Source organism: Nocardioides sp. (genome assembly GCF_041913365.1).
Classification (GTDB): Bacteria; Actinomycetota; Actinomycetes; order Propionibacteriales; family Nocardioidaceae; genus Nocardioides.
Genome location: NZ_JAYSFM010000014.1, coordinates 13,545 through 33,549 on the forward strand (window position 1 = coordinate 13,545; position 20,005 = coordinate 33,549).

The following is a 20,005-nucleotide window of genomic DNA, read 5'->3' on the forward strand; positions in this document are numbered from 1 at the left end:
CCGCGGTGCCGCGCACCGTGACGCGGGACTGGGTCGTACGCCGTCGGCTCGCGACGCAGCTCCTGTCCTCGGTGCCCGCGGCCAGTGCGGGCGAGGCCGTCAGGCGGCTGGCCGGCGTGCAGGCCCAGGACGCACCTCTCGCCGCCCACTCGCTGGCCATGCGCTCGCGCACCACGACGTACGCAGGGGTGCTCGCGGAGCAGGCGTCCGGCTCGTGGGTGCGCACGCACGCGCTGCGACCCACGTGGCACCTCCTCGCCACCGAGGACCTGCGGTGGATCCAGGCGTTGACCGGCACCAGGGTGGAGAGGTCGGTGGCATCGGTCGCCCGGCGCCTCGGGCTCACCGAGGAGACGAAGGTGCAGGCGATCGACCTCCTCCGTGAGCTGCTGGCCGGCCCGGCCCCGATGACCCGCAAGGAGATCGGTGCGGAGCTCGTCGCGCGGTCGCTGTCGGCCTCGGGTGAGGCGACGGGGCAGCTGATGATGGCGGCCGAGCTGCGGTCCGTCGTCTGCTCCGGGCCGCCGCGAGGCGTCGAGCACACCTACGCCCTCGTCGACGACGTGGTGCCTCCTGCCGAGTCGGACCGGTGGTCGACGGAGCGGTCGGTGGTCGAGCTGGCCCGGAGGTTCTACGCCGGTCACGGCCCTGCCTCCGAGCGTGACCTCCACCGCTGGAGCGGACTGACCCTCACCCAGGTCCGCGCGGCCACCGCGGAGCTCGGCGACCGCCTCGAGCACGTCGAGTGCGACGGGGAGGTGCTCCTGCACGATGCGACCGCGCCGGCGCGGACCTCGCGGCGGGACGTGGCGTACCTGTTGTCGACCTTCGACGAGGTCGCGCTGACCTATCCGCGGACCGGCTTTCCACGGCGCGCCCCCGGCACCGACCGGGCGGGGCTCCTGGGCGAGGCCGGTGGCGGGATCGTCGTGGTCGACGGCCACGACGTCGGCACCTTCGGCAGGACGGTCGGCCCGAAGCGGGTGACCGTCACGGTCCGACCCGAGTCGCGGCTCACGGCGGTCGAGCGCGGGGCGGTGGCCGAGGCGGCCGCCTTCCTGGCCGCCTTCCACGAGCTGCCGCTCGACCTCGTCGTCGGATGAGTCAGTCGGGCCTCGTGCCCGCCGGTGCCTCCTGGTCGACGTCCGTCCAGACCTCCGTCAGCTCCACGAGCAGGTCGTCGCGCACGGTCGCGAAGCTGGCGACGACGAACTCGAGCTCCTCACCGTCCGCGCCCGTGCCGGTGACGCGCGCGCGGAGCACGCCCCGGTCGCCTTCGGCGACGAGATCCTCGGCGTGCATCCGCTGGAAGCCGGGGTAGTCGGCATTGAGTCGCACCCACTGGTCGCGGTCGAACACCTCGCCGGTGTGCACGAACCGGCAGGTGAAGTCCTCGTGCAGCAGCGCCGGAAGCCCGGCCCAGTCGTGCGCGTCGATGACCTGGGCGAGGCGGGTGAGGAGGGAGGCTGCGTCCATGCCGTGCAGTCTGGCGTCGCCCACCGACAGCCGGGGTCAGCCCCGCTCCGCCCCGGAGTGCACGTGGACGTGGAGGTGCTTGGAGTCCTGGTAGCGGCCGAGGTTGGTGAGCACCGCGGCCGCACCGTGGTCGACCTCGACCTGCCTCGCGATGCGCTGCACGACAGCCAGGAGCGCCCGCACGTCGCGCTCGTCCTCCGCGGCGACGGTCGTGAACGAGGCGATGTGCCGCTTCGGCACCACCACGACGTGCACCTCCCAGAACGGCCGGGTGTGGTGGTACGCCAGCACCAGCTCGTCCTCGTGCACGACCTCCAGCTCGATCCGCCGCGGGATCGCGATGTCGCAGTAGAAGTCGTCGCCGCGGTACTTCTCGCTCATGCAGGTCATCCTCGCAGTGGACGCGCCTGCGGCTCGGCAGTCCCGCGCTCGGGACGTCATACGGAAGGAGCCACCCCTTGCCCCATCCGTATGACGTTGCACGAGAGTGGTTTCGAGGCTCGCTCCGCTCGCACCTCAACGACCGGAGAGGGGGGCTAGGTGCCTTCCGTGATCAGCTCGAGGACCTCGGCCGTCGGTCGCACGTCTCCGTACGAGCGGTAGACGACATGGAGCGTGGCGTTGTGGTCCTGGTCGCGCGTGGCGGCGCAGGCGTCGGCGACCAGGATCACCCGGAGGCCCGCGGCGCTGGCGTCGCGGACGGTGTGCTCCACGCACACGTTGGTGACCGTGCCGGTGACGACCAACGTGTCGATCTCCCGCTCCGCGAGGCGGGCGGGCAGGTCCGAGGAGCCGGGGGACCAGGCGCTCCGCGCCGTCTTCTCCACGAACAAGTCGCCGTCGTCGACCGCCAGGTCCTCGGACAGCCGCGCGGAGACCAGGCCGTCGCCGCCGGACCGGGCATAGCGCTCGGCCACCTCCTCGCCGAAGAACTCGCGGTCCTTGGCTGTCGGGGTGGCGTATCCCGGCACCACCCAGGCGACGACGCCGCCCGCGGACCGAACGGCAGCGGCGAGGGTGTTCACGCGCGGCACGATCCCGCGCACGTACGCCGACTCGCGCACGAAGAACGGCACCAGGTCGACGACGACCAGTGCGGTGCGCCGCGGGTCGACCTGCTCGTAGGCATGGCGCCGGCCCCGTCGTGCCTCGTGCCGCTCGTACTCCCGTTCGTCGATGGACCACGCGTGGTCGGCTCGGTCGGTCGGCATGGAGGGCACCTGGCGAGGCTAGTGTCGCGACGTGCTCACCGAAGGCCCGGCGCTCCGCGAGATGCGGACGTCCGACATCGATGGCGTGATGGCGATCCAGGAGCCCACGTCGATCGCCGGCCTGTCCGAGGTCTTCCCGCAGGACACCCACCCGTTCCCCCGGGACGTGCTCGCCCAGCGGTGGCTGGACGAGATCGACGACGACGACGTCGACTGCTTCGTGATCCTGCGGGAGGGCGAGGTCGCCGGGTTCGCAGCCGCGCGGGGTGCCGAGGTGATGCACTTCGGCGTCGCCCTGGAGGAGTGGGGCAGCGGACTGGCCCGGGCGGCGCACGACGCGCTGGTCGACCGGCTGCGAGCTGCCGGCCACGACCGGCTGTGGCTCCGCGTCTATGCCGCCAACCCCCGCGGCCGGGCGTTCTGGGAGAAGCTCGGGTGGACCGACACCGGCGAGCGGGCTCGCGGTCCGATGCCGCCGCACGCCGAGCTGATGACGTACGAGCTCCGGCCCGAAAACGTCCGCAACGCCCCCTAGCGTGAAGGCATGACCTACGAGACCAGGCTGCTCACCCCGGAGACGTGGGACGACTTCGCCGCGCTCGTCGAGGCGAACAACGGGGTCTGGGGCGGGTGCTGGTGCATGGGGTTCCACCCCGAGGGCCTGGGCGGCACCGCGGCGGAGCACCGGGCGGCGAAGGAGAAGCACACGCGCGAGGGCACCGTCCACCAGGTGCTGGTGTACGACGGCGCTGACGCGGTCGGGTGGTGCCAGTTCGGCACCCCGGCGGAGCTGCCCAACATCAAGAACCAGAAGGTCTACGAGACGGACCTGGTCGAGCTGCCCACGTGGCGGATCGGCTGCATCTTCACCGGCAGCAGGCACCGCGGCAAGGGGGTCGCCCGGGCCGCGGTGACGGCCGTCCTCGAGGAGGTCAGGAAGGCCGGCGGGGGAGTGGTCGAGGCCTATCCCGAGCAGGTCGTGGACCGGAAGCCCCAGCGCGGGGCGTACCTCCACACCGGTCCCGAGACGCTCTACGAGGACCTCGGCTTCGTGCGCGACCGGCAGATCGCCAAGTGGCGCTGGGTGATGCGGCTCGAGGTCGCCGGCTAGGGACGGGCGGGCGCCTCGAGGAGGGGCAGCCCGGACTTCCTGAACGTCAGGCCCGTCCGCTCGAGGTAGAGGTCGCTCGCCGCCGCCCCGAAGGGCTGGCCCAGGCCGCAGCCCTCCCTCGCGTCCGCGAAGTCGCGCAGGGCCTCCGGGTCCGCGATGACGGCGTCGTACGCCGCCTGACCGTGCGCCATGGTCCAGCTGCGGTAGTCGGTGCTCAGGTCGTCGCCCAGGCCGAGTCCGGGGGCGCAGAGGTCGTCGGAGACGTCGGTCGAGGTCCGCAGCGCGTGGTTGAGCTCGACGAAGGTCCGGTGGAACTCCGCGACCTCGTCGTCGGTCCGCTCCTCCAGCACCTGCCGGAGGGCCTCGGCCTGCAGCTCGTCGCCGTCCTGCGTGATCTCGCACGTCTCGTGGACGACCGCCCAGAAGTCGTCGTCGCCCGAGTCCGTGGCGGTGCAGAACGCCGGTCCGCCGGCGTCCGCCGGATCCGTGTCGTCCGACCCGCACCCCGTCAACGCCACCGCGCCGAGCACTGCCGCGACGATCACCCGCGCCCGCACCCCCGTCATGGGCAGGGAGTGTGGCATGTCCCGCGCCGATAGGCTGGGAGACCCGACCCACGAACTGAAGGATCAACCCATGGCCGGCGGACTGTTCGCCCTCCTCGACGACGTCGCCGCACTCGCCCGGATCGCCGCCGCGAGCGTGGACGACGTCGGCGCTGCCGCCGGGCGCGCCAGCGCCAAGGCCGCGGGCGTGGTCGTCGACGACACCGCGGTGACCCCGCAGTACCTCCACGGCTCCGCGGCCGAGCGCGAGCTGCCGATCATCAAGCAGATCGCGATCGGGTCGCTGCGCAACAAGCTGCTCTTCATCCTGCCGGCGGCCGTGCTGCTGGGTCAGTTCCTGCCGTGGCTGCTGCCGGTGATCCTGATCTTCGGTGGCGCGTTCCTCGCCTACGAGGGCGCCCACAAGGTCCACGAGCGGCTCACCGGCCACGCGACCGAGGCCGAGGAGGACGTCTCCGCCCAGGGGGAGTTCACCCCCGAGCACGAAAAGCGCACCATCGCCAACGCCGTGCGCACCGACTTCATCCTCAGCGCCGAGATCATGGTCATCGCGCTCAAGGAGGTCGTCAGCTCCGACCCCGACGCCAGCATCTGGATGCGCGCGATCGTGCTGGCGGTCGTCGCCGTCCTGATCACCGTGCTCGTCTACGGCGTGGTCGCCCTGATCGTGAAGATGGACGACGTCGGCCTGCACCTCGCCGAGAAGCCGTCGAAGGGCTCCCAGCGGGTCGGGCTGGCGCTCGTCAGCGCCATGCCGCGGCTGCTGGCGGCCATCTCGTTGATCGGCACGCTCGCCATGCTCTGGGTCGGCGGCCACATCTTCCTCGTCAGCCTGTACGAGATCGGCGGGCACGACGGCCTGCTCGAGGGCACCGCCCTGGGCGACGCCCTGCACGCGCCGTACGACCTGCTCCACCACTGGGAGGAGGACGTGCACCACGCCATCGGCGGAGCCCTCGGCGCCGTGGTGGGGTGGCTGCTCAACACCGTCGTCTCGGCGCTCGTCGGCCTGGTCGTCGGGTTCGTCATCGTCTACGCGCTGCGGGCCTTCGGCATCGGGGCACACCATGGCGGGGACCACGCCGACGAGCACGCCGACGAGCACGGTGGGGACCACGCGGATGACCGCGCGGCGGCGCCCGCCGAGCAGCCGGGAGACGGCGGCGTCGAGGATTCCCCGAATCGCTGAGGACGGTCCTACTCTCTTCTGGTCCGCGCGGGAGATCCCGACGATGCACAGATGTGCGGCGCAGACGGCTTCCACCGATTCCGGGAGACACACTGATGGACTTCAACGTCGCTGACCTCAGCCTCGCCGCCTACGGCCGCAAGGAGATCGAGCTCGCCGAGCACGAGATGCCGGGCCTGATGGCCATGCGCGAGCGCTACGGCAAGGACCAGCCCCTCGCCGGCGCCCGCATCGCCGGCTCGCTGCACATGACGATCCAGACCGCCGTGCTCATCGAGACCCTCGCGGCTCTCGGCGCGGACATCCGCTGGGCCACCTGCAACATCTTCTCCACCCAGGACCACGCGGCCGCTGCGGTCGTCGTCGGCCCGAACGGCACCCCCGAGGACCCGCAGGGCGTCCCGGTCTTCGCCTGGAAGGGCGAGACCCTCGCCGAGTACTGGGACGAGGCGGAGAAGGTCTTCGACTTCGCCGAGGGCGGCCCCAACATGCTGCTCGACGACGGCGGCGACATCACCATGCTGCTGCACCTCGGTGTCGAGTACGAGAAGGCCGGCGCCGTGCCGTCGCAGGACTCCACCGACAACGAGGAGTTCAAGGAGGTGCTGCGCGTCCTGGCCCGCTCGCTCGAGTCCGACCCGCAGCGCTGGACCAAGCGCGCCCCGCTCGTCAAGGGTGTCTCCGAGGAGACCACCACCGGCGTCCTGCGCCTCTACGAGCGCTTCAAGGAGGGCACGCTCCTCTTCCCGGCGATCAACGTCAACGACTCGGTCACCAAGTCGAAGTTCGACAACAAGTACGGCTGCCGCCACTCGCTCGTCGACGGCATCAACCGCGCCACCGACGTCATGATCGGCGGCAAGGTCGCGGTCGTGTGCGGCTACGGCGACGTCGGCAAGGGCTCCGCGGAGTCCCTGCGCGGCCAGGGCGCCCGCGTCATCGTCACCGAGATCGACCCCATCTGCGCGCTGCAGGCCGCGATGGACGGCTACGAGGTCCGACGCCTCGAGTCCGTCGTCGAGACCGCCGACATCTTCATCACCACGACCGGCAACTTCGACATCATCACGGTCGAGCACTTCCACAAGATGAAGCACCAGGCGATCGTCGGCAACATCGGCCACTTCGACAACGAGATCAACATGGCCGGCCTGGCCAAGATCCCGGGCATCGTCAAGGACGAGATCAAGCCGCAGGTCCACCAGTGGATCTTCGAGGACGGCAAGAAGATCATCGTGCTGTCCGAGGGCCGCCTGCTCAACCTGGGCAACGCCACCGGCCACCCGTCGTTCGTGATGTCGAACTCCTTCACCAACCAGGTGCTGGCGCAGGTCGAGCTCTACTCCAAGGCCGACGACTACGAGCTGGGCGTCCACGTGCTGCCCAAGCACCTCGACGAGGAGGTCGCCCGGCTGCACCTCGACGCCCTCGGTGTCGAGCTGACCGAGCTCACCAAGGAGCAGGCCGCCTACCTCGGCGTCCCGGTCGAGGGCCCGTACAAGGCCGACCACTACCGCTACTGATTCACCCGGATCGGTCGGGTGCCGCACCTAGACTGGCGCCATGACTGATCTTGTCGAGCCCGCTCGCGGCAGCGTGCTCGTCGTCGACGACGACGCCTCCCTGGCGGAGATGCTCTCCATCGTCCTCCGCCAGGAGGGGTTCGACAGCCGCATCGTGGGCCGCGGCGACGTGGCCCTCGATGCGTTCCGGGACTACAAGCCCGACCTGGTCCTCCTCGACCTGATGCTGCCCGGCAAGGACGGCATCGACGTGTGCAAGGAGATCCGCGCCGAGTCGGGCGTCCCGATCGTGATGCTCACCGCGAAGGGTGACACCGTCGACGTCGTCGTCGGCCTCGAGTCCGGGGCCGACGACTACATCGTCAAGCCCTTCAAGCCCAAGGAGCTCATCGCCCGCATCCGGGCGCGCGTACGCCGCAACGACGTGGCCCCCGACGAGGGGCTCACCATCGGCGACGTGACCATCGACGTGGCCGGTCACTCGGTGACGCGCAACGGCGCCCCGATCAACCTCACGCCGCTGGAGTTCGACCTGCTGGTCTGCCTGGCTCGCAAGCCCTGGCAGGTCTTCACCCGCGAGGTGCTGCTCGAGCAGGTCTGGGGCTACCGCCACAGCGCCGACACCCGCCTGGTCAACGTGCACGTGCAGCGGCTGCGCTCGAAGGTCGAGCACGACCCGGAGAACCCGGAGGTCGTGGTGACCGTGCGTGGGGTGGGCTACAAGGCCGGCAAGTCCTAGGGCGACCGTTGAGCCTGTTCGAACGGCTGCCCCCGATCCTGCGCCACGGGCCGGCCTTCTGGCGCCGGTCCGTCCAGGCGCGCGTGGTGGTCAGCACCGTGGTGCTCTCCGCCGCGGTCGTGGGCGTCGTCGGCTGGTTCCTCATCCAGCAGACCCGCGACGGGCTGCTCGAGCACCGCGTGCAGGCCGTGGTGCAGGAGGCCGAGGGCGAGACCGCGTCGGCCCGAGGCGTGCTGGCGGCGACGCCGCCCCTCGACGTCAACGAGTCGCGCCAGCAGCAGGACCTCGTCGAGCCGATCATCACCCGCGGGGCCACGCGCGGCTTCGCGGTGATCCTCTCCCCGCCGATCGGTGAGGGCAGCCGGCTGGCCGACGGCGGCGCGAAGTTCACCCAGGGCCTCGACCTCGCCAGCGTCCCGGAGAAGCTCGAGGCGAGGTTCGACGATCCCTCGCCGACCGCCTGGACCTACACCGACATCAAGACCATCCGCGACATCCCGGGCCTGCCCGAAGGGCCGGGCATCGTGGTCGGCAGCCAGGTGCGGCTGCCGGCGGACGGCAACACGTACACCCTCTACTACCTCTACTCGCTCGACGAGGAGGGCGAGACGCTCGCGCTGGTCTCCCGCGCGATGCTCGTCGCCGGCGTGCCGCTGCTGCTCCTCATCGCGAGCCTGACCTGGCTGGTCACCCGCCAGGTGGTGACCCCGATCCGGATGGCCCGCCGGGTGGCGGAGCGGCTGGCGGCCGGCCAGCTCCAGGAGCGGATGCGGGTCACCGGCGAGGACGACCTCGCGCGCCTCGCGACGTCGTTCAACCAGATGGCCTCCAACCTGCAGAAGCAGATCCGCCAGCTCGAGGAGCTCAGCCGGCTCCAGCGCCGCTTCGTCTCCGACGTCTCCCACGAGCTGCGCACCCCGATCACGACGGTCCGGATGGCCAGCGACGTCATCCACGACGCCAAGCCCTTCCTCGACCCCGTCACCGGCCGCGCCGCCGAGCTGCTGCAGAAGGAGCTCGACCGCTTCGAGACCCTGCTCGCCGACCTGCTCGAGATCAGCCGCTTCGACGCCGGCGCCGCGGTCCTGGAGACCGAGGACGTCAACCTCGTCGACGTCGCGCACCGGGTCGCGGACATGACCTCGGCGCTCGCGGTGCAGCGCTCGACCCGGGTGGTGGTGCACGACCCCGGCGTGCCCTGCATCGCCGAGGCCGACGTACGCCGCGTCGAGCGCATCGTGCGCAACCTGGTCACCAACGCCATCGACCACGCCGAGACCCGCGACGTGGAGATCCACGTCGACGCCGACCGCCAGGCCGCGGCGATCGCGGTCCGTGACCACGGCGTCGGCCTCGGCCCGGGGGAGTCGGCGATGGTCTTCAACCGCTTCTGGCGGGCCGACCCGGCGCGTGCCCGGACGAGCGGCGGCACGGGCCTCGGCCTCTCCATCTCCCTCGAGGACACCCACCTCCACGGCGGCTGGCTCCAGGCGTGGGGCCGCCCCGGCGAGGGCGCCCAGTTCCGCCTCACCCTGCCCCGCCACCTCGGCACGCAGCTGCGGCACTCGCCGCTGCCGCTCGTGCCCGACGACGCGAGGGAGACCGCATGACCATCTCCCTGCGCACCGCGCGCGCACTCGTCGCAGCCGCCGCGTGCACCCTGCTGGCGGGCTGCGTCCAGATGCCCAGCGAGGGACCGGTCGTGGAGCCCAAGGCCTCCGCCGAGGTCGACGAGCTGCCCGGCTTCGCCTTCGACCCGCGCCCGCCGCAGTCGGGCGAGTCGGCCGAGGAGATCGTCGCCGGGTTCCTGGAGGCCATGCGCGCCACCCCGATCAGCACCACCGTGGCCCGCCAGTTCCTCTCGAGCCGGGCCGACGACGACTGGGCGCCCGAGCAGCAGATCATCACCTACAACGAGCTCGGCACGGCGTCGGGTGCCCTGGCGGTCCGGATCCCGATGACCGACGTCAACCTGTACGACGACCGCGGCGCGTGGGAGCGCACCCAGGCCTCGCGGACCCTCAGCCTCGGGCTGGTCCAGGAGGACGGCGAGTGGCGCATCGACCAGCTGCCGGACGCGCTGATCGTGCCGGACTCCTGGTTCGGCGACTGGTACGAACGCGTCTCCCTCTACTTCTTCGACCCCACCGCCGAGGTGCTGGTGCCCGAGCCGGTGTTCGTGCCGCGCGGCGAGCAGTTCGCCTCCTCGCTGGTGCGCGGCCTGCTGATGCCGCCCTCGGAGGACGACGCCGACATCCTCCGCAGCTACTTCCCCGCAGGGGTCCGGGGCCTCTCCGTCCCGATCACGAGCGGTGGCATCGCCGAGGTGGCGCTGTCGGGCGACCCCGACGCCATCGACCAGGACACCGCCGACCGGATGCTCGCGCAGCTGGTGTGGACGCTCAAGCAGGACGACCGCATCAACGCCGTGCAGCTGAGCATCGGCGGCGAGGCGATCAGCTTCCAGGACGGGTCGACCCTGGTGAACCTCGCCGTGGGCAGCGGCTACGACCCCAACGGTGCCCGCGCCACCAGCGAGCTGTTCGCCCTCGACCGGCGTCGTGTCGTGACCGGCGCCCTCGGCGCCTTCGAGGAGACGCTTGGCCCCTTCGGCCAGCAGGACCTCGGCATCCGCTCGATCGGGGTCGACCTCGACGGCTCGCGGATCGCCGCCGTGTCGGGCACCGGGTCCGAGCTGTCCGTCGCACCGACCGAGGCCCCCGACGGCGAGGTCACCGGTGTGGTCTCGGGGGCCGTCGACCTCGCGCAGCCCCGCTGGGACCACCGCGGCCGGATCTGGGTGCTCGACCGGGGCGCCCGCAGCGCCCGTGTGATCCTGGCGGTCGACGGGGTGGCGCGCGTCGTCGACGTACCCGGCCTGAGCGGGCGCCACGTCACCGAGCTCCTCGTCTCCCGCGACGGCAGCCGGCTGGTTGCCGCGGTCCGCGGCCGGAAGGTCGACCGGGTCGTGTCCACCCGTGTGCGCTACGACAGTGCGGGCGGCGTCCTCGGCTTCACCCCGTTGCAGTCGCTGCCGCTGCCGTCCGAGGGCAGCCCGCGCGTCCGCGACATCGGCTGGCACTCGCCGACGTCGGTCTCGGTGCTCAGCAACCTGGCCGACGAGTCCTCGGAGGTGCGCGAGGTGTCGGTCGACGGAGCCCCGGGCGAGATCTCGACCGGCGGCACGATCCGGCTGCGGGGACGCATCCGGGTCCTCGTCTCCTCGCCCGTCGACCTCAGCGAGGTCTACGGCCTCGACGGCCGCACCGTCGTCGACCTCACGCGGCTCGAGCGGTCCGTGCCGCCGCTGCCGCGCGGCCTGACCTCGGTGACCTACCCCGGCTGATGGCGGGGCCGTCCACAGCCTGCGGTGTCCCGGTTGTGGCCGCACCCTGCGGACTGCTGCGATGGCGGCGTGCTCGACGAGGCCCTCGACCTGTTCCTCGGCAGCCGGTGCGTCGGGTGCGACCGACCCGGCCGGATGCTGTGTCCCGCGTGCCGGTCCGGCCTGTCCGACCGGGCGACGGTCGCCTGGCCCACGCCGACACCCGCCGGCCTCGTGCCACCCTGGGCAGCGGAGTCCTACGAGGGCGCGGTGCGTGCGCTGGTGGTCGGTCACAAGGACCGCGGCCAGTGGGGCCACCGGCGCGTCCTGGGCGACCTGCTCGCGACGTCCGTGCACGCGGCCGTCGCGGGGCTCGACCCGACGGTGCCGGTGCTGCTGGTGCCGGTGCCGTCCCGGCCCGGGGCCGGGCGCCAGCGCGGCTACGAGGCCACCACGGCGCTCGTCCGGGCGGCCGCGGCACGCGTACGACGTACGCGCGAGGTGGTCGTCGCGCCGCTGGTGGTGTCCCGCGGCGCGGCCGACCAGGCGGGCCTCGACGCGCGGGGGAGGGCCGCCAACGTGCACCTCTCCATGCACTGCCCGGCGGCCCGCCTGGGCCGGCTCGCGCGGCGCCACCGGCGCGCCCACGTGGTCGTCTGCGACGACGTGGTGACCACGGGCGCGACCGCCCGCGAGGCCCAGCGGGCCCTCGCGTCGGTCGGCATCACGCCCGTCGCCATCGCCGTCGTGGCGGCCACGCGCAGGAGGCCGACCGACAGGTGACCCCGCTGTTGGCCCTGAGCCGATCAGGGGCTAGCGTCTTGTCATGGAGTCCGCCCGGGTCCGTGGTTGCGTCACGGAGAGGGTTGCGCGCGGCACCGTCAGGTGCGGCGCCCGGTCCGCCCCGTGGCAAGCCGATGCCAGTCGCAGGCGAAACGGTCCACGTAAGTCCACGGGTCTCGCACCCGTCGGACGATCACGGTGCGGCTTAGAAGTAAGTCCTGCCTCGGCCCCGACACCAGATGTGTCGGACGTCGGGAGAAGGCCAGTAGTGACGGAGAAGTTGCGAACGCTTCAGCAGGCGGTTGTGGGGTCGAAGACCAGGTCGGCCGGGCGGACTCCATCCCACCCTGCCCCGGCGCGCAGGCGCCGCGGCCCATGGAAGGGTGTGGCCGCTCGCTAGTTGAGGAGGTTCACATGGAGGTTGTGGTCACGGGACGGCACTGCGAGGTGTCCGATCGCTTCCGCGAACATGTCTCGGAGAAGCTCACCCGTCTGGAGAAGCACGATCACAGGATCATGCGTGTCGCAGTGGAGGTGGAGCTCGAGAAGAACCCCCGTCAGCACGACCGGTCGGTCAAGGTCGAGCTCACCGCGTTCTCCAAGGGACCGGTCATCCGGGCCGAGGCGGCCGCCGAGGACAAGATGGGCGCGCTCGACCTCGCCCTGGACAAGATGCAGGCGCAGATGCGCCGTGCCGCCGACCGCCGCCGCGTCCACAAGGGACGCAACGCCCACGTCGGCGTGGGGGAGGCCCTCGCCGGGATGCCCGAGATCGACGACTCCGCCGAGGACGACGACGTCATCGAGCGCAAGGTCGGTCCGATCACCGTGACCGGCGACGGTCCGCTGGTGGTGCGCGAGAAGTCCCACCCCGCAGCCCCGATGACCCTCGACACGGCCCTCTACGAGATGGAGCTCGTCGGCCACGACTTCTACCTCTTCGTGGACAAGGAGAGCGAGCGCCCGTCGGTGGTCTACCGCCGGCGCGGCTACGACTACGGCGTGATCTCGCTCGACGTGGACTGAGCGCCTCACCCCGTCGGACGGTTTGCTGCGACGAAGGTCACGCGCGCATGACATGATGCGCGCGTGACCGAGGCACACAGCAGCGAACCCGTACGCGTCCTGGTGGTCGACGACCAGGAGCTCTTCCGGCGTGGGCTGATCATGCTGCTCGGCGGCGACACCGACATCGAGGTGGTCGGCGAGGCCGCTGACGGCGTGACCGCCACCGAGCTCGCGGTGAAGACCGCCCCCGACGTGATCCTGCTCGACGTGCGGATGCCGCGGCGCACGGGCGTCGAGGCGTGCCGTGCGATCAAGGAGGTCGTGCCGGCCGCCAAGATCATCATGCTCACCGTCTCCGACGAGGAGGCCGACCTCTACGAGTCGGTCAAGAACGGCGCGTCCGGCTACCTCCTCAAGGACTCCTCGATCGAGGAGGTCGCCCAGGCGATCCGCGTCGTCAACGAGGGCCAGTCGCTGATCAGCCCGTCGATGGCGGTCAAGCTCATCGACGAGTTCAAGCAGATGTCCAAGCCCGAGCGCGAGCAGGGTCCGGCGCTGCGCCTCACCGACCGCGAGCTCGAGGTCCTGCGCCTGGTCGCCAAGGGCCTCAACAACCGTGAGGTCGCCAAGGAGCTGTTCATCTCCGAGAACACGGTGAAGAACCACGTCCGCAACATCCTGGAGAAGCTCCAGCTCCACTCCCGCATGGAGGCCGTCATGTACGCCATGCGCGAGAAGCTGCTCGACCTGCCGTAGCCATCGGCTGTCGGTCCCGTCTGGTTGAGTTCCGGCGTGGACCAGCTGACCCAGCTCCAGGCGCGCCGCATCGCGCTCGCCGCCCAGGGCTTCACCGACCGTGCCCACGCGACGCCGTCGATGAAGACCTTCGACCGCACGGTCGAGCGCACCGGCGTCCTCCAGGTCGACTCGGTCAACGTGCTCCAGCGCGCCCACTACATGCCGCTCTACTCCCGGATGGGCCCCTACGACGTCGACCTGCTGCGCCGGGCGTCCGAGCGCCGCCCCCGCAGGGTCGTGGAGTACTGGGCGCACGTCCAGGCGCTGATGCCGGTCGAGCTGTGGCCGCTGATGCGGCACCGGATGGACCACTACCGCTCCGAGCGCGGCAAGTGGGGCTTCACCGCCGACGCGACCCTCGAGCCTCGGGTGCTCGACGCGGTGCGCGACCGCGGCCCGGTCACCGCGCGCCACCTGGAGGAGGAGTTCAGCACCGGCCCCCGCACCAAGGAGCACTGGGGCTGGAACTGGTCGGAGGCCCGCAAGGTCCTCGACTACCTCTTCCTCGTCGGCGACGTCGCCATCGCCGGGCGCACCAGCCAGTTCGAGGTCCTCTACGACCTCACCGAGCGGGTGCTCCCGCCGGCGGTCCTGGCGGCACCGACGCCGACGGCGCAGGAGGCGGTCACCGAGCTCGTACGCCGTGCCGCGCGGTCGCACGGCGTCGCGAGCGCCGGCTGCCTGGCCGACTACTACCGCCTCCGGCTGCAGCCGGCGCCGGGCAAGGCGAGCGCGAAGGTCGCGATCGACCAGCTGGTCGAGGAGGGCGAGCTCGCCCCCGTCGCCGTGCAGGGGTGGAAGCGGCCGACCTGGCTGCACCGCGACGCCCGGCTGCCCCGCAAGGTCGGCGCGCGCACGCTCCTGAGCCCGTTCGACCCGGTGGTGTGGGAGCGGGCACGCCTCGAGGCGCTCTTCGACTTCTTCTACCGCATCGAGATCTACGTCCCGGCCGAGAAGCGGCAGCACGGCTACTACGTCCTCCCGTTCCTGCTCGGGGACCGGATCGTGGCGCGCGTCGACCTCAAGGCCGACCGCTCCGCCGGTGCGCTCCTCGTCCCGGGAGCCTTCGCCGAGCCGCACGCCCCGGCCGGCACGGCCGAGGAGCTGGCCGCGGAGCTGCACCGCCTGGCCGGCTGGCTGGGCCTCGACGACGTCGTGGTGGGGGCCCGGGGCGACCTGTCCGACGGATTGCGGGTCGCGTTGGGACGGTAGGTACAGTTACCACTCGTGCCTGCCATCATCGACAAGCTGCTCCGCATCGGCGAGGGCAAGATCCTCCGAGAGCTCGAAGCCATCGTCAAGGCGGTCAACGCCATCGAGGACGACTTCGTCAAGATGACCGACGACGAGCTCCGCGGCATGACCGACGAGTTCCGCGAGCGCCTGGGCAACGGCGAGTCGCTCGACGACATCATGCCGGAGGCCTTCGCGGTGGTCCGCGAGGCGAGCAAGCGCGTGCTGGGCATGCGCCCCTTCGACGTGCAGGTCATGGGCGCCGCCGCACTCCACCTCGGCAACATCGCCGAGATGAAGACCGGTGAGGGCAAGACCCTCGTCGCGGTCCTGCCGTCGTACCTCAACGCGCTCGCCGGCAAGGGCGTGCACGTGGTCACGGTCAACGACTACCTCGCGAAGTTCCAGTCCGAGCAGATGGGCCGCGTCCACCACTTCCTCGGCCTCACCGTCGGCGTGATCCTGCCGTCGATGCGTCCCGCCGAGCGCCGCGAGGCCTACGCCTGCGACATCACCTACGGCACCAACAACGAGCTCGGCTTCGACTACCTCCGCGACAACATGGCCGACTCCGTCGCGGAGTGCGTCCAGCGCGGCCACAACTTCGCCATCGTCGACGAGGTCGACTCGATCCTCATCGACGAGGCGCGCACCCCGCTGATCATCAGCGGCCCGACCCAGGACGAGGTCAAGTGGTACGCCGAGTTCGCCAAGGTGGCGCGCTCGCTGGTCAAGGACACCGACTACGAGGTCGACGAGAAGAAGCGCACCATCTCCGTCCTCGAGCCCGGTATCACCAAGGTCGAGGACCACCTCGGGATCGACAACCTCTACGACTCGGTCAACACCCCGCTCATCTCGTTCCTGAACAACTCCATCAAGGCCAAGGAGCTGTTCCGCAACGACAAGGAGTACGTCGTCATGGACGGCGAGGTGCTCATCGTCGACGAGCACACCGGCCGCATCCTCGCCGGCCGCCGCTACAACGACGGCCTGCACCAGGCCATCGAGGCCAAGGAGGGTGTGACCGTCCGCGAGGAGTACCAGACCCTCGCCACGATCACCCTGCAGAACTACTTCCGTCTCTACGACAAGCTCTCCGGCATGACCGGCACGGCCATGACCGAGGCCTCGGAGTTCGACAAGATCTACAAGCTCGGTGTGGTCCCGATCCCTACCAACCGCCCGATGCAGCGCGTCGACAACGTCGACCTGGTCTACCGGACCGAGGAGGCCAAGTACATCGCGGTCGCCGAGGACATCGCCGAGCGCCACGAGAAGGGCCAGCCGATCCTGATCGGCACCGTGTCGGTCGAGAAGTCCGAGTACCTCTCCAACCTGCTCAAGAAGCGCGGCATCCCGCACACCGTCCTCAACGCCAAGCAGCACGCCGACGAGGCGAAGGTCGTCGCCCTGGCCGGCCACAAGGGCTCGGTCACCGTCGCCACCAACATGGCAGGTCGCGGCACCGACATCATGCTCGGCGGGTCGGTCGACTTCCTGGCCGACCAGGAGCTGCGCAAGCAGGGCCTCGACCCGGTCGACAACCAGGACGAGTACGACGCCGCCTGGCCGGGCATGGTCGAGCGCATCAAGGCGCAGGTCGCCGCCGAGCACGACGAGGTCCGCGACCTCGGCGGCCTCTACGTCGTCGGCACCGAGCGCCACGAGTCCCGCCGCATCGACAACCAGCTGCGCGGTCGTTCCGGCCGTCAGGGCGACCCGGGCGAGTCCCGGTTCTACCTGTCGCTGCAGGACGAGATGATGCGCCTGTTCAAGTCGGAGTGGGTCGACCGGATCCTCACCGTGCTGAAGGTCCCCGACGACGTGCCGATCGACGCCAAGCGCGTGAGCAACGCGATCGCCGGCGCCCAGGCCAACATCGAGTCGCAGAACTTCGAGTCCCGCAAGAACGTCCTCAAGTACGACGACGTGATGAGCCGCCAGCGCGAGGTCATCTACGCCGAGCGCCGCCGGGTGCTCGAGGGCGCCGACCTCGGCGAGCAGATCCGAGGCTTCATCGACGACGTGGTGACCGGCTACGTCCGTGGCGCCACCGAGGGCTACGCCGAGGACTGGGACCTCGACGGCCTGTTCGCCGCGCTCGGCCAGCTCTACCCGATCGGCCTGACCAAGGACGGCCTCGTCAAGGCCGCCGGCGGGCTGGAGGGCCTGAGCCGCGAGACCCTCATCGAGGAGATCCAGAAGGACGCCCAGGAGGCCTACGACCGTCGCGAGGACGAGATGGGCGAGGAGGTGCAGCGCGAGCTCGAGCGCCGCGTCGTCCTGTCCGTGCTCGACCGCAAGTGGCGCGAGCACCTCTACGAGATGGACTACCTCCGCGAGGGCATCTACCTCCGCGCCTACTCCCAGCGCGACCCGCTCGTGGAGTACCAGCGCGAGGGCTTCGACATGTTCGCCGCGATGATGGACGGCATCAAGGAGGAGTCGGTCGGCTTCCTCTTCAACCTCCAGGTCGAGGTCGAGGACGACACCGACGGCGCCGACGTGGAGGCCGAGCAGGTGCCGGTCGCGGCGCCCCAGGTCTCCGCCGCGACGCCGCAGATCGACTTCGCCCAGGCGCAGGCGCACGCCCCGCAGATCCGGGCCAAGGGCCTCGAGAAGCCGGCGCGCCCACAGAACCTGTCCTACAGCGCCCCGAGCGAGGACGGCGAGGCCGAGGTGCACGCCGAGCACGTGGCCGCCGACGACCCGTTCGCCGGCGTCGGCCGCAACTCGCTGTGCCCCTGCGGCTCCGGCCAGAAGTTCAAGCGCTGCCACGGTGCGCCGGGTGGCGCCACCGGGCGCGCCGTCATCGGCTGACGCACCGCCGCTGGTTGAGCAGCGAGCGAAGCGAGCGTGTCGAAACCAAGGCTCACCCCCAGGTGAGCGCTACGCACTGCCAGCGGTCCCGCACGACCTCGAAGCGTGCGGCGACCGCGCGGGAGCGCCTGCCGTAGCGCACGTGCGCGCTCGCCTCGACCGCGTCGCCGCGGATCAGTGCGGTGCGTACGCCGACCACGACCGGTCGCGCCGGGTTGGGGCCCCCGGCCTGGCCCGGCGCCACCCCGGCTGCCGCACGGACCGTGCGGGCGCGCCCGGCGAGGTCGTCGTACACCTCCGGGACGGTGTGGCGCAGCACCTGGCCGACCGGCCGGTCCCCGGCCGCGATCTCGACGACGGCCTGGAGGTAGCGACCGACGAACGCGTCGACCCGACCCCTGGCGGCGACCTCGACGGCCACCAGGTCGTTGGCCCGAGCGCTGCGGAGCCGGGGCCGCGGGGGAGCGGTGCGCGGCGTCAGGTCGAGGGCCAGTGCCCCCTGGACGCTCGCCATCGGGGCCGGCCGCGTCGCCCTGAGGGCGATGACCTCGGCGTGGGAGGTGTGCTCGTCGGTGCTGCTCATCGTCGGTCTCCGTCCGTGGGTCGGTCGCTCGGTGTGGTCGGGTGGGCGGGCAGGTGCAGGGCCTGGCCGGGGAGGATCAGGTCGGGGTCGTCGCCGATCACGTCGTGGTTGGCGCGCCAGATCGCACGCCAGCGCTCGTCGACGTCACTCGCTGAAGCGGGGTGCGCGCGGGCGATCGACCACAGCGAGTCGCCCGGACGGACGACGTAGGACTCCTGTGCCTGCGGGGCGGGTGCCGGCTCGTGGTGCGAGGGGCGGGCCGGCGCGGTCGCCCGGTCCGGGAGGGCGAGGCCGACGAGGAGCTCCGTGCCCTCGCCGCCCGCCGCGACGGCCGGCAGGGCCGGACCGGCGACCACGGCTGCGCCGCACGCGACCAGCACGAGGCGCCGGGTCGCACCGGTGCCCCACTGGGGCCGCCGACCGGCGAGGAGGCCCACCACGGTGGTCGTGGTGATGAGCCACAGCCAGGCCAGCGACCCGGCCAGGGCGCTGGCGCAGACCGCGACCAGCAGGTCGGCGAAGTCCGCGCGCGGGCCTGCCGCCTGCCAGGCCTCCGGCACGGCAACGACGCTGGCAGTCGCCGCGAAGGTGACCGCCCCCCACACCGCGAGCGGTCGCCACACCCTGACCTGGTTCCCCCGAGACACGATCCAAACCCTTCGTTTGCATACGTTTGCTTCATTCAACGAATGTTCACGGGTGTTGTCAAAGGTTTCTCCACAGCGCGGCCGACGATCTAGGCTCGCGGCCATGTCTTGGGAGCACGAGCTGTTCGCGCTGTTCGACGACCTCGAGGGGCAGGCGGCTGCGGTGTGGGAGGCCGACCGGGAGGCCGAGCTGGCCGATCGGGCGCGGGCGGAGTACGCCTCGGTCACCCTCGCCAGCAGGCTGATGGCCTCGCGCGGGCGGCAGGTGGCCCTCGACCTCCCGCACGTCGGTCGCATCGACGGCAGCCTGGACCGGGTCGGTGACGGGTGGTGCCTGCTCAGCGGCACGGGGCAGGACTGGATCGTCCCGCTCCGGTCCGTCGCAGCCGTGCACGGCGCCAGCGGCCGCTCGGTGCCGGAGGTGGCGTGGTCGCCGGTCGACCGGCTGGGCCTGCGCTCAGCGCTGCGCAGGCTGGCCGATGCCGACGCGCGGTGCCATGTCCACCTGGTCGACGGCACCCGGCACGAGGCGCACGTCCACCGGGTCGGCGCCGACTTCCTCGAGGCTCGTGGTGCCCGGGGCGAGCGTCTCCTGGTGCCCTACGCCGCGATCGTGGCGGTGCAGCGGCGGGACGAGTAGGCCGGCGGGAGGCTCAGGTCGCCTCGACGTCGTAGGGCGGGACCTGTCCCTCGGGGAGCGTGTTGGCGCGGCTCGCCGCCTGCTCGCGGTCGAAGTCGGCCATCGCCTCGCTGATGTGCTTGCGCACGATGGTGCGGGGGTCGAGGTCGCGGAGCTGGAGGTCGGCGTACTCCGGGCCGAGCTCGGTGCGCAGCTCGTCGCGCGCGTTGTGCGCGAGGGCGCGAGCGCGGTGCAGCAGCTGGGCGGCCTGCCGGGCCAGGTCGGGGAGCTTGTCGGGCCCGAGCACGACGACCGCCACCAGGGCGATCACGGCCAGCTCCAGCAGCCCGACGTCGAACATGCCCCGAACC

21 protein-coding genes are annotated in these 20,005 nt (G+C 71.4%); 14 read left to right on the forward strand and 7 right to left on the reverse strand.

The genetic code is table 11. The annotated features are described in order from the left end of the window. Window positions 1–5: 5 nt before the first annotated feature. On the forward strand, window positions 6–1,103 hold the full coding sequence (locus ACE3QY_RS20260; RefSeq protein WP_374457865.1) for a winged helix DNA-binding domain-containing protein: 1,098 nt from the start codon (window positions 6–8) through the stop codon (window positions 1,101–1,103). Window position 1,104: 1 nt separating this feature from the next. On the opposite strand, the gene ACE3QY_RS20265 is transcribed toward ACE3QY_RS20260, so the two are convergent. The 3 genes from ACE3QY_RS20265 to ACE3QY_RS20275 all read right to left on the reverse strand — a co-directional run bounded on the left by ACE3QY_RS20265 (window position 1,105) and on the right by ACE3QY_RS20275 (window position 2,687). Next, a complete protein-coding gene (locus ACE3QY_RS20265) occupies window positions 1,105–1,476 on the reverse strand; it encodes a nuclear transport factor 2 family protein (RefSeq protein WP_374457866.1) in 372 nt (123 codons plus the stop codon). Between the two features lie 36 nt (window positions 1,477–1,512). Further along, window positions 1,513–1,857, reverse strand: coding sequence for an HIT domain-containing protein (locus ACE3QY_RS20270; protein ID WP_374457867.1), 345 nt, complete (start codon window positions 1,855–1,857; stop codon window positions 1,513–1,515). Between the two features lie 155 nt (window positions 1,858–2,012). Further along, complete coding sequence (locus tag ACE3QY_RS20275; RefSeq protein WP_374457868.1) at window positions 2,013–2,687, reverse strand: cysteine hydrolase family protein; 675 nt, start codon at window positions 2,685–2,687, stop codon at window positions 2,013–2,015. 31 nt (window positions 2,688–2,718) lie between these two features. Between ACE3QY_RS20275 and ACE3QY_RS20280 the strand changes: the two genes are divergently transcribed. After that, a complete protein-coding gene (locus tag ACE3QY_RS20280) occupies window positions 2,719–3,222 on the forward strand; it encodes an N-acetyltransferase family protein (protein WP_374457869.1) in 504 nt (167 codons plus the stop codon). 9 nt (window positions 3,223–3,231) lie between these two features. Continuing rightward, the gene (locus ACE3QY_RS20285; RefSeq protein WP_374457870.1) at window positions 3,232–3,798 is read left to right on the forward strand and encodes a GNAT family N-acetyltransferase; all 567 of its coding nucleotides are present in this window, start codon (window positions 3,232–3,234) and stop codon (window positions 3,796–3,798) included. On the opposite strand, the gene ACE3QY_RS20290 is transcribed toward ACE3QY_RS20285, so the two are convergent. Beyond that, window positions 3,795–4,364, reverse strand: a complete 570-nt coding sequence (locus ACE3QY_RS20290) for a DUF4240 domain-containing protein (protein ID WP_374457871.1) — start codon at window positions 4,362–4,364, stop codon at window positions 3,795–3,797. The two genes, ACE3QY_RS20285 and ACE3QY_RS20290, sit on opposite strands and share 4 nt — an antisense overlap. Window positions 4,365–4,434: 70 nt before the next feature. Here ACE3QY_RS20290 and ACE3QY_RS20295 point away from each other — a divergent pair, with 70 nt between their 5' ends. The 10 genes from ACE3QY_RS20295 (at window position 4,435) to secA (ending at window position 17,785) form a co-directional block, all read left to right on the forward strand. Next, entirely contained in the window at window positions 4,435–5,553 is a 1,119-nt protein-coding gene (locus tag ACE3QY_RS20295) for a DUF808 domain-containing protein (RefSeq protein ID WP_374457872.1), read from the forward strand. Between the two features lie 95 nt (window positions 5,554–5,648). Then, window positions 5,649–7,076, forward strand: coding sequence for an adenosylhomocysteinase (ahcY, locus tag ACE3QY_RS20300; RefSeq protein WP_374457873.1), 1,428 nt, complete (start codon window positions 5,649–5,651; stop codon window positions 7,074–7,076). A 40-nt stretch (window positions 7,077–7,116) separates the two neighbouring features. Next, entirely contained in the window at window positions 7,117–7,815 is a 699-nt protein-coding gene (gene mtrA, locus ACE3QY_RS20305; RefSeq protein WP_374457874.1) for an MtrAB system response regulator MtrA, read from the forward strand. A gap of 8 nt (window positions 7,816–7,823) precedes the next feature. Beyond that, window positions 7,824–9,425 (forward strand): MtrAB system histidine kinase MtrB, encoded by a 1,602-nt coding sequence (mtrB, locus tag ACE3QY_RS20310; RefSeq protein ID WP_374457875.1) that lies wholly within the window; start codon window positions 7,824–7,826, stop codon window positions 9,423–9,425. Then, the gene (locus ACE3QY_RS20315) at window positions 9,422–11,161 is read left to right on the forward strand and encodes an LpqB family beta-propeller domain-containing protein (RefSeq protein WP_374457876.1); all 1,740 of its coding nucleotides are present in this window, start codon (window positions 9,422–9,424) and stop codon (window positions 11,159–11,161) included. Before mtrB ends, ACE3QY_RS20315 begins: the two co-directional genes overlap by 4 nt. A gap of 69 nt (window positions 11,162–11,230) precedes the next feature. Continuing rightward, on the forward strand, window positions 11,231–11,923 hold the full coding sequence (locus tag ACE3QY_RS20320; RefSeq protein ID WP_374457877.1) for a ComF family protein: 693 nt from the start codon (window positions 11,231–11,233) through the stop codon (window positions 11,921–11,923). Window positions 11,924–12,337: 414 nt separating this feature from the next. Beyond that, window positions 12,338–12,949, forward strand: a complete 612-nt coding sequence (gene hpf / locus ACE3QY_RS20325; protein ID WP_374457878.1) for a ribosome hibernation-promoting factor, HPF/YfiA family — start codon at window positions 12,338–12,340, stop codon at window positions 12,947–12,949. Between the two features lie 63 nt (window positions 12,950–13,012). Beyond that, window positions 13,013–13,687, forward strand: a complete 675-nt coding sequence (locus ACE3QY_RS20330; RefSeq protein WP_374457879.1) for a response regulator — start codon at window positions 13,013–13,015, stop codon at window positions 13,685–13,687. Between the two features lie 36 nt (window positions 13,688–13,723). Beyond that, a complete protein-coding gene (locus ACE3QY_RS20335) occupies window positions 13,724–14,941 on the forward strand; it encodes a winged helix-turn-helix domain-containing protein (protein WP_374457880.1) in 1,218 nt (405 codons plus the stop codon). A gap of 15 nt (window positions 14,942–14,956) precedes the next feature. After that, window positions 14,957–17,785 carry a preprotein translocase subunit SecA gene (secA, locus tag ACE3QY_RS20340; protein ID WP_374457881.1) on the forward strand — a complete coding sequence of 943 codons (2,829 nt, stop codon included), beginning with the start codon at window positions 14,957–14,959 and terminating at the stop codon, window positions 17,783–17,785. Window positions 17,786–17,837: 52 nt separating this feature from the next. Here secA and ACE3QY_RS20345 read toward each other — a convergent pair whose 3' ends face one another. Then, window positions 17,838–18,368 carry an Rv3235 family protein gene (locus tag ACE3QY_RS20345; RefSeq protein WP_374457882.1) on the reverse strand — a complete coding sequence of 177 codons (531 nt, stop codon included), beginning with the start codon at window positions 18,366–18,368 and terminating at the stop codon, window positions 17,838–17,840. Further along, window positions 18,365–19,015: a LysM peptidoglycan-binding domain-containing protein gene (locus tag ACE3QY_RS20350; RefSeq protein ID WP_374457883.1), complete on the reverse strand. Its 651-nt coding sequence runs from the start codon at window positions 19,013–19,015 to the stop codon at window positions 18,365–18,367. Before ACE3QY_RS20350 ends, ACE3QY_RS20345 begins: the two co-directional genes overlap by 4 nt. Window positions 19,016–19,118: 103 nt before the next feature. Here ACE3QY_RS20350 and ACE3QY_RS20355 point away from each other — a divergent pair, with 103 nt between their 5' ends. Continuing rightward, complete coding sequence (locus ACE3QY_RS20355; RefSeq protein ID WP_374457884.1) at window positions 19,119–19,655, forward strand: hypothetical protein; 537 nt, start codon at window positions 19,119–19,121, stop codon at window positions 19,653–19,655. A 13-nt stretch (window positions 19,656–19,668) separates the two neighbouring features. Here the strand turns inward: ACE3QY_RS20355 and ACE3QY_RS20360 are convergent, their stop codons facing one another. Beyond that, the gene (locus ACE3QY_RS20360) at window positions 19,669–19,995 is read right to left on the reverse strand and encodes a sec-independent translocase (protein WP_374457885.1); all 327 of its coding nucleotides are present in this window, start codon (window positions 19,993–19,995) and stop codon (window positions 19,669–19,671) included. Window positions 19,996–20,005 lie beyond the last annotated feature (10 nt).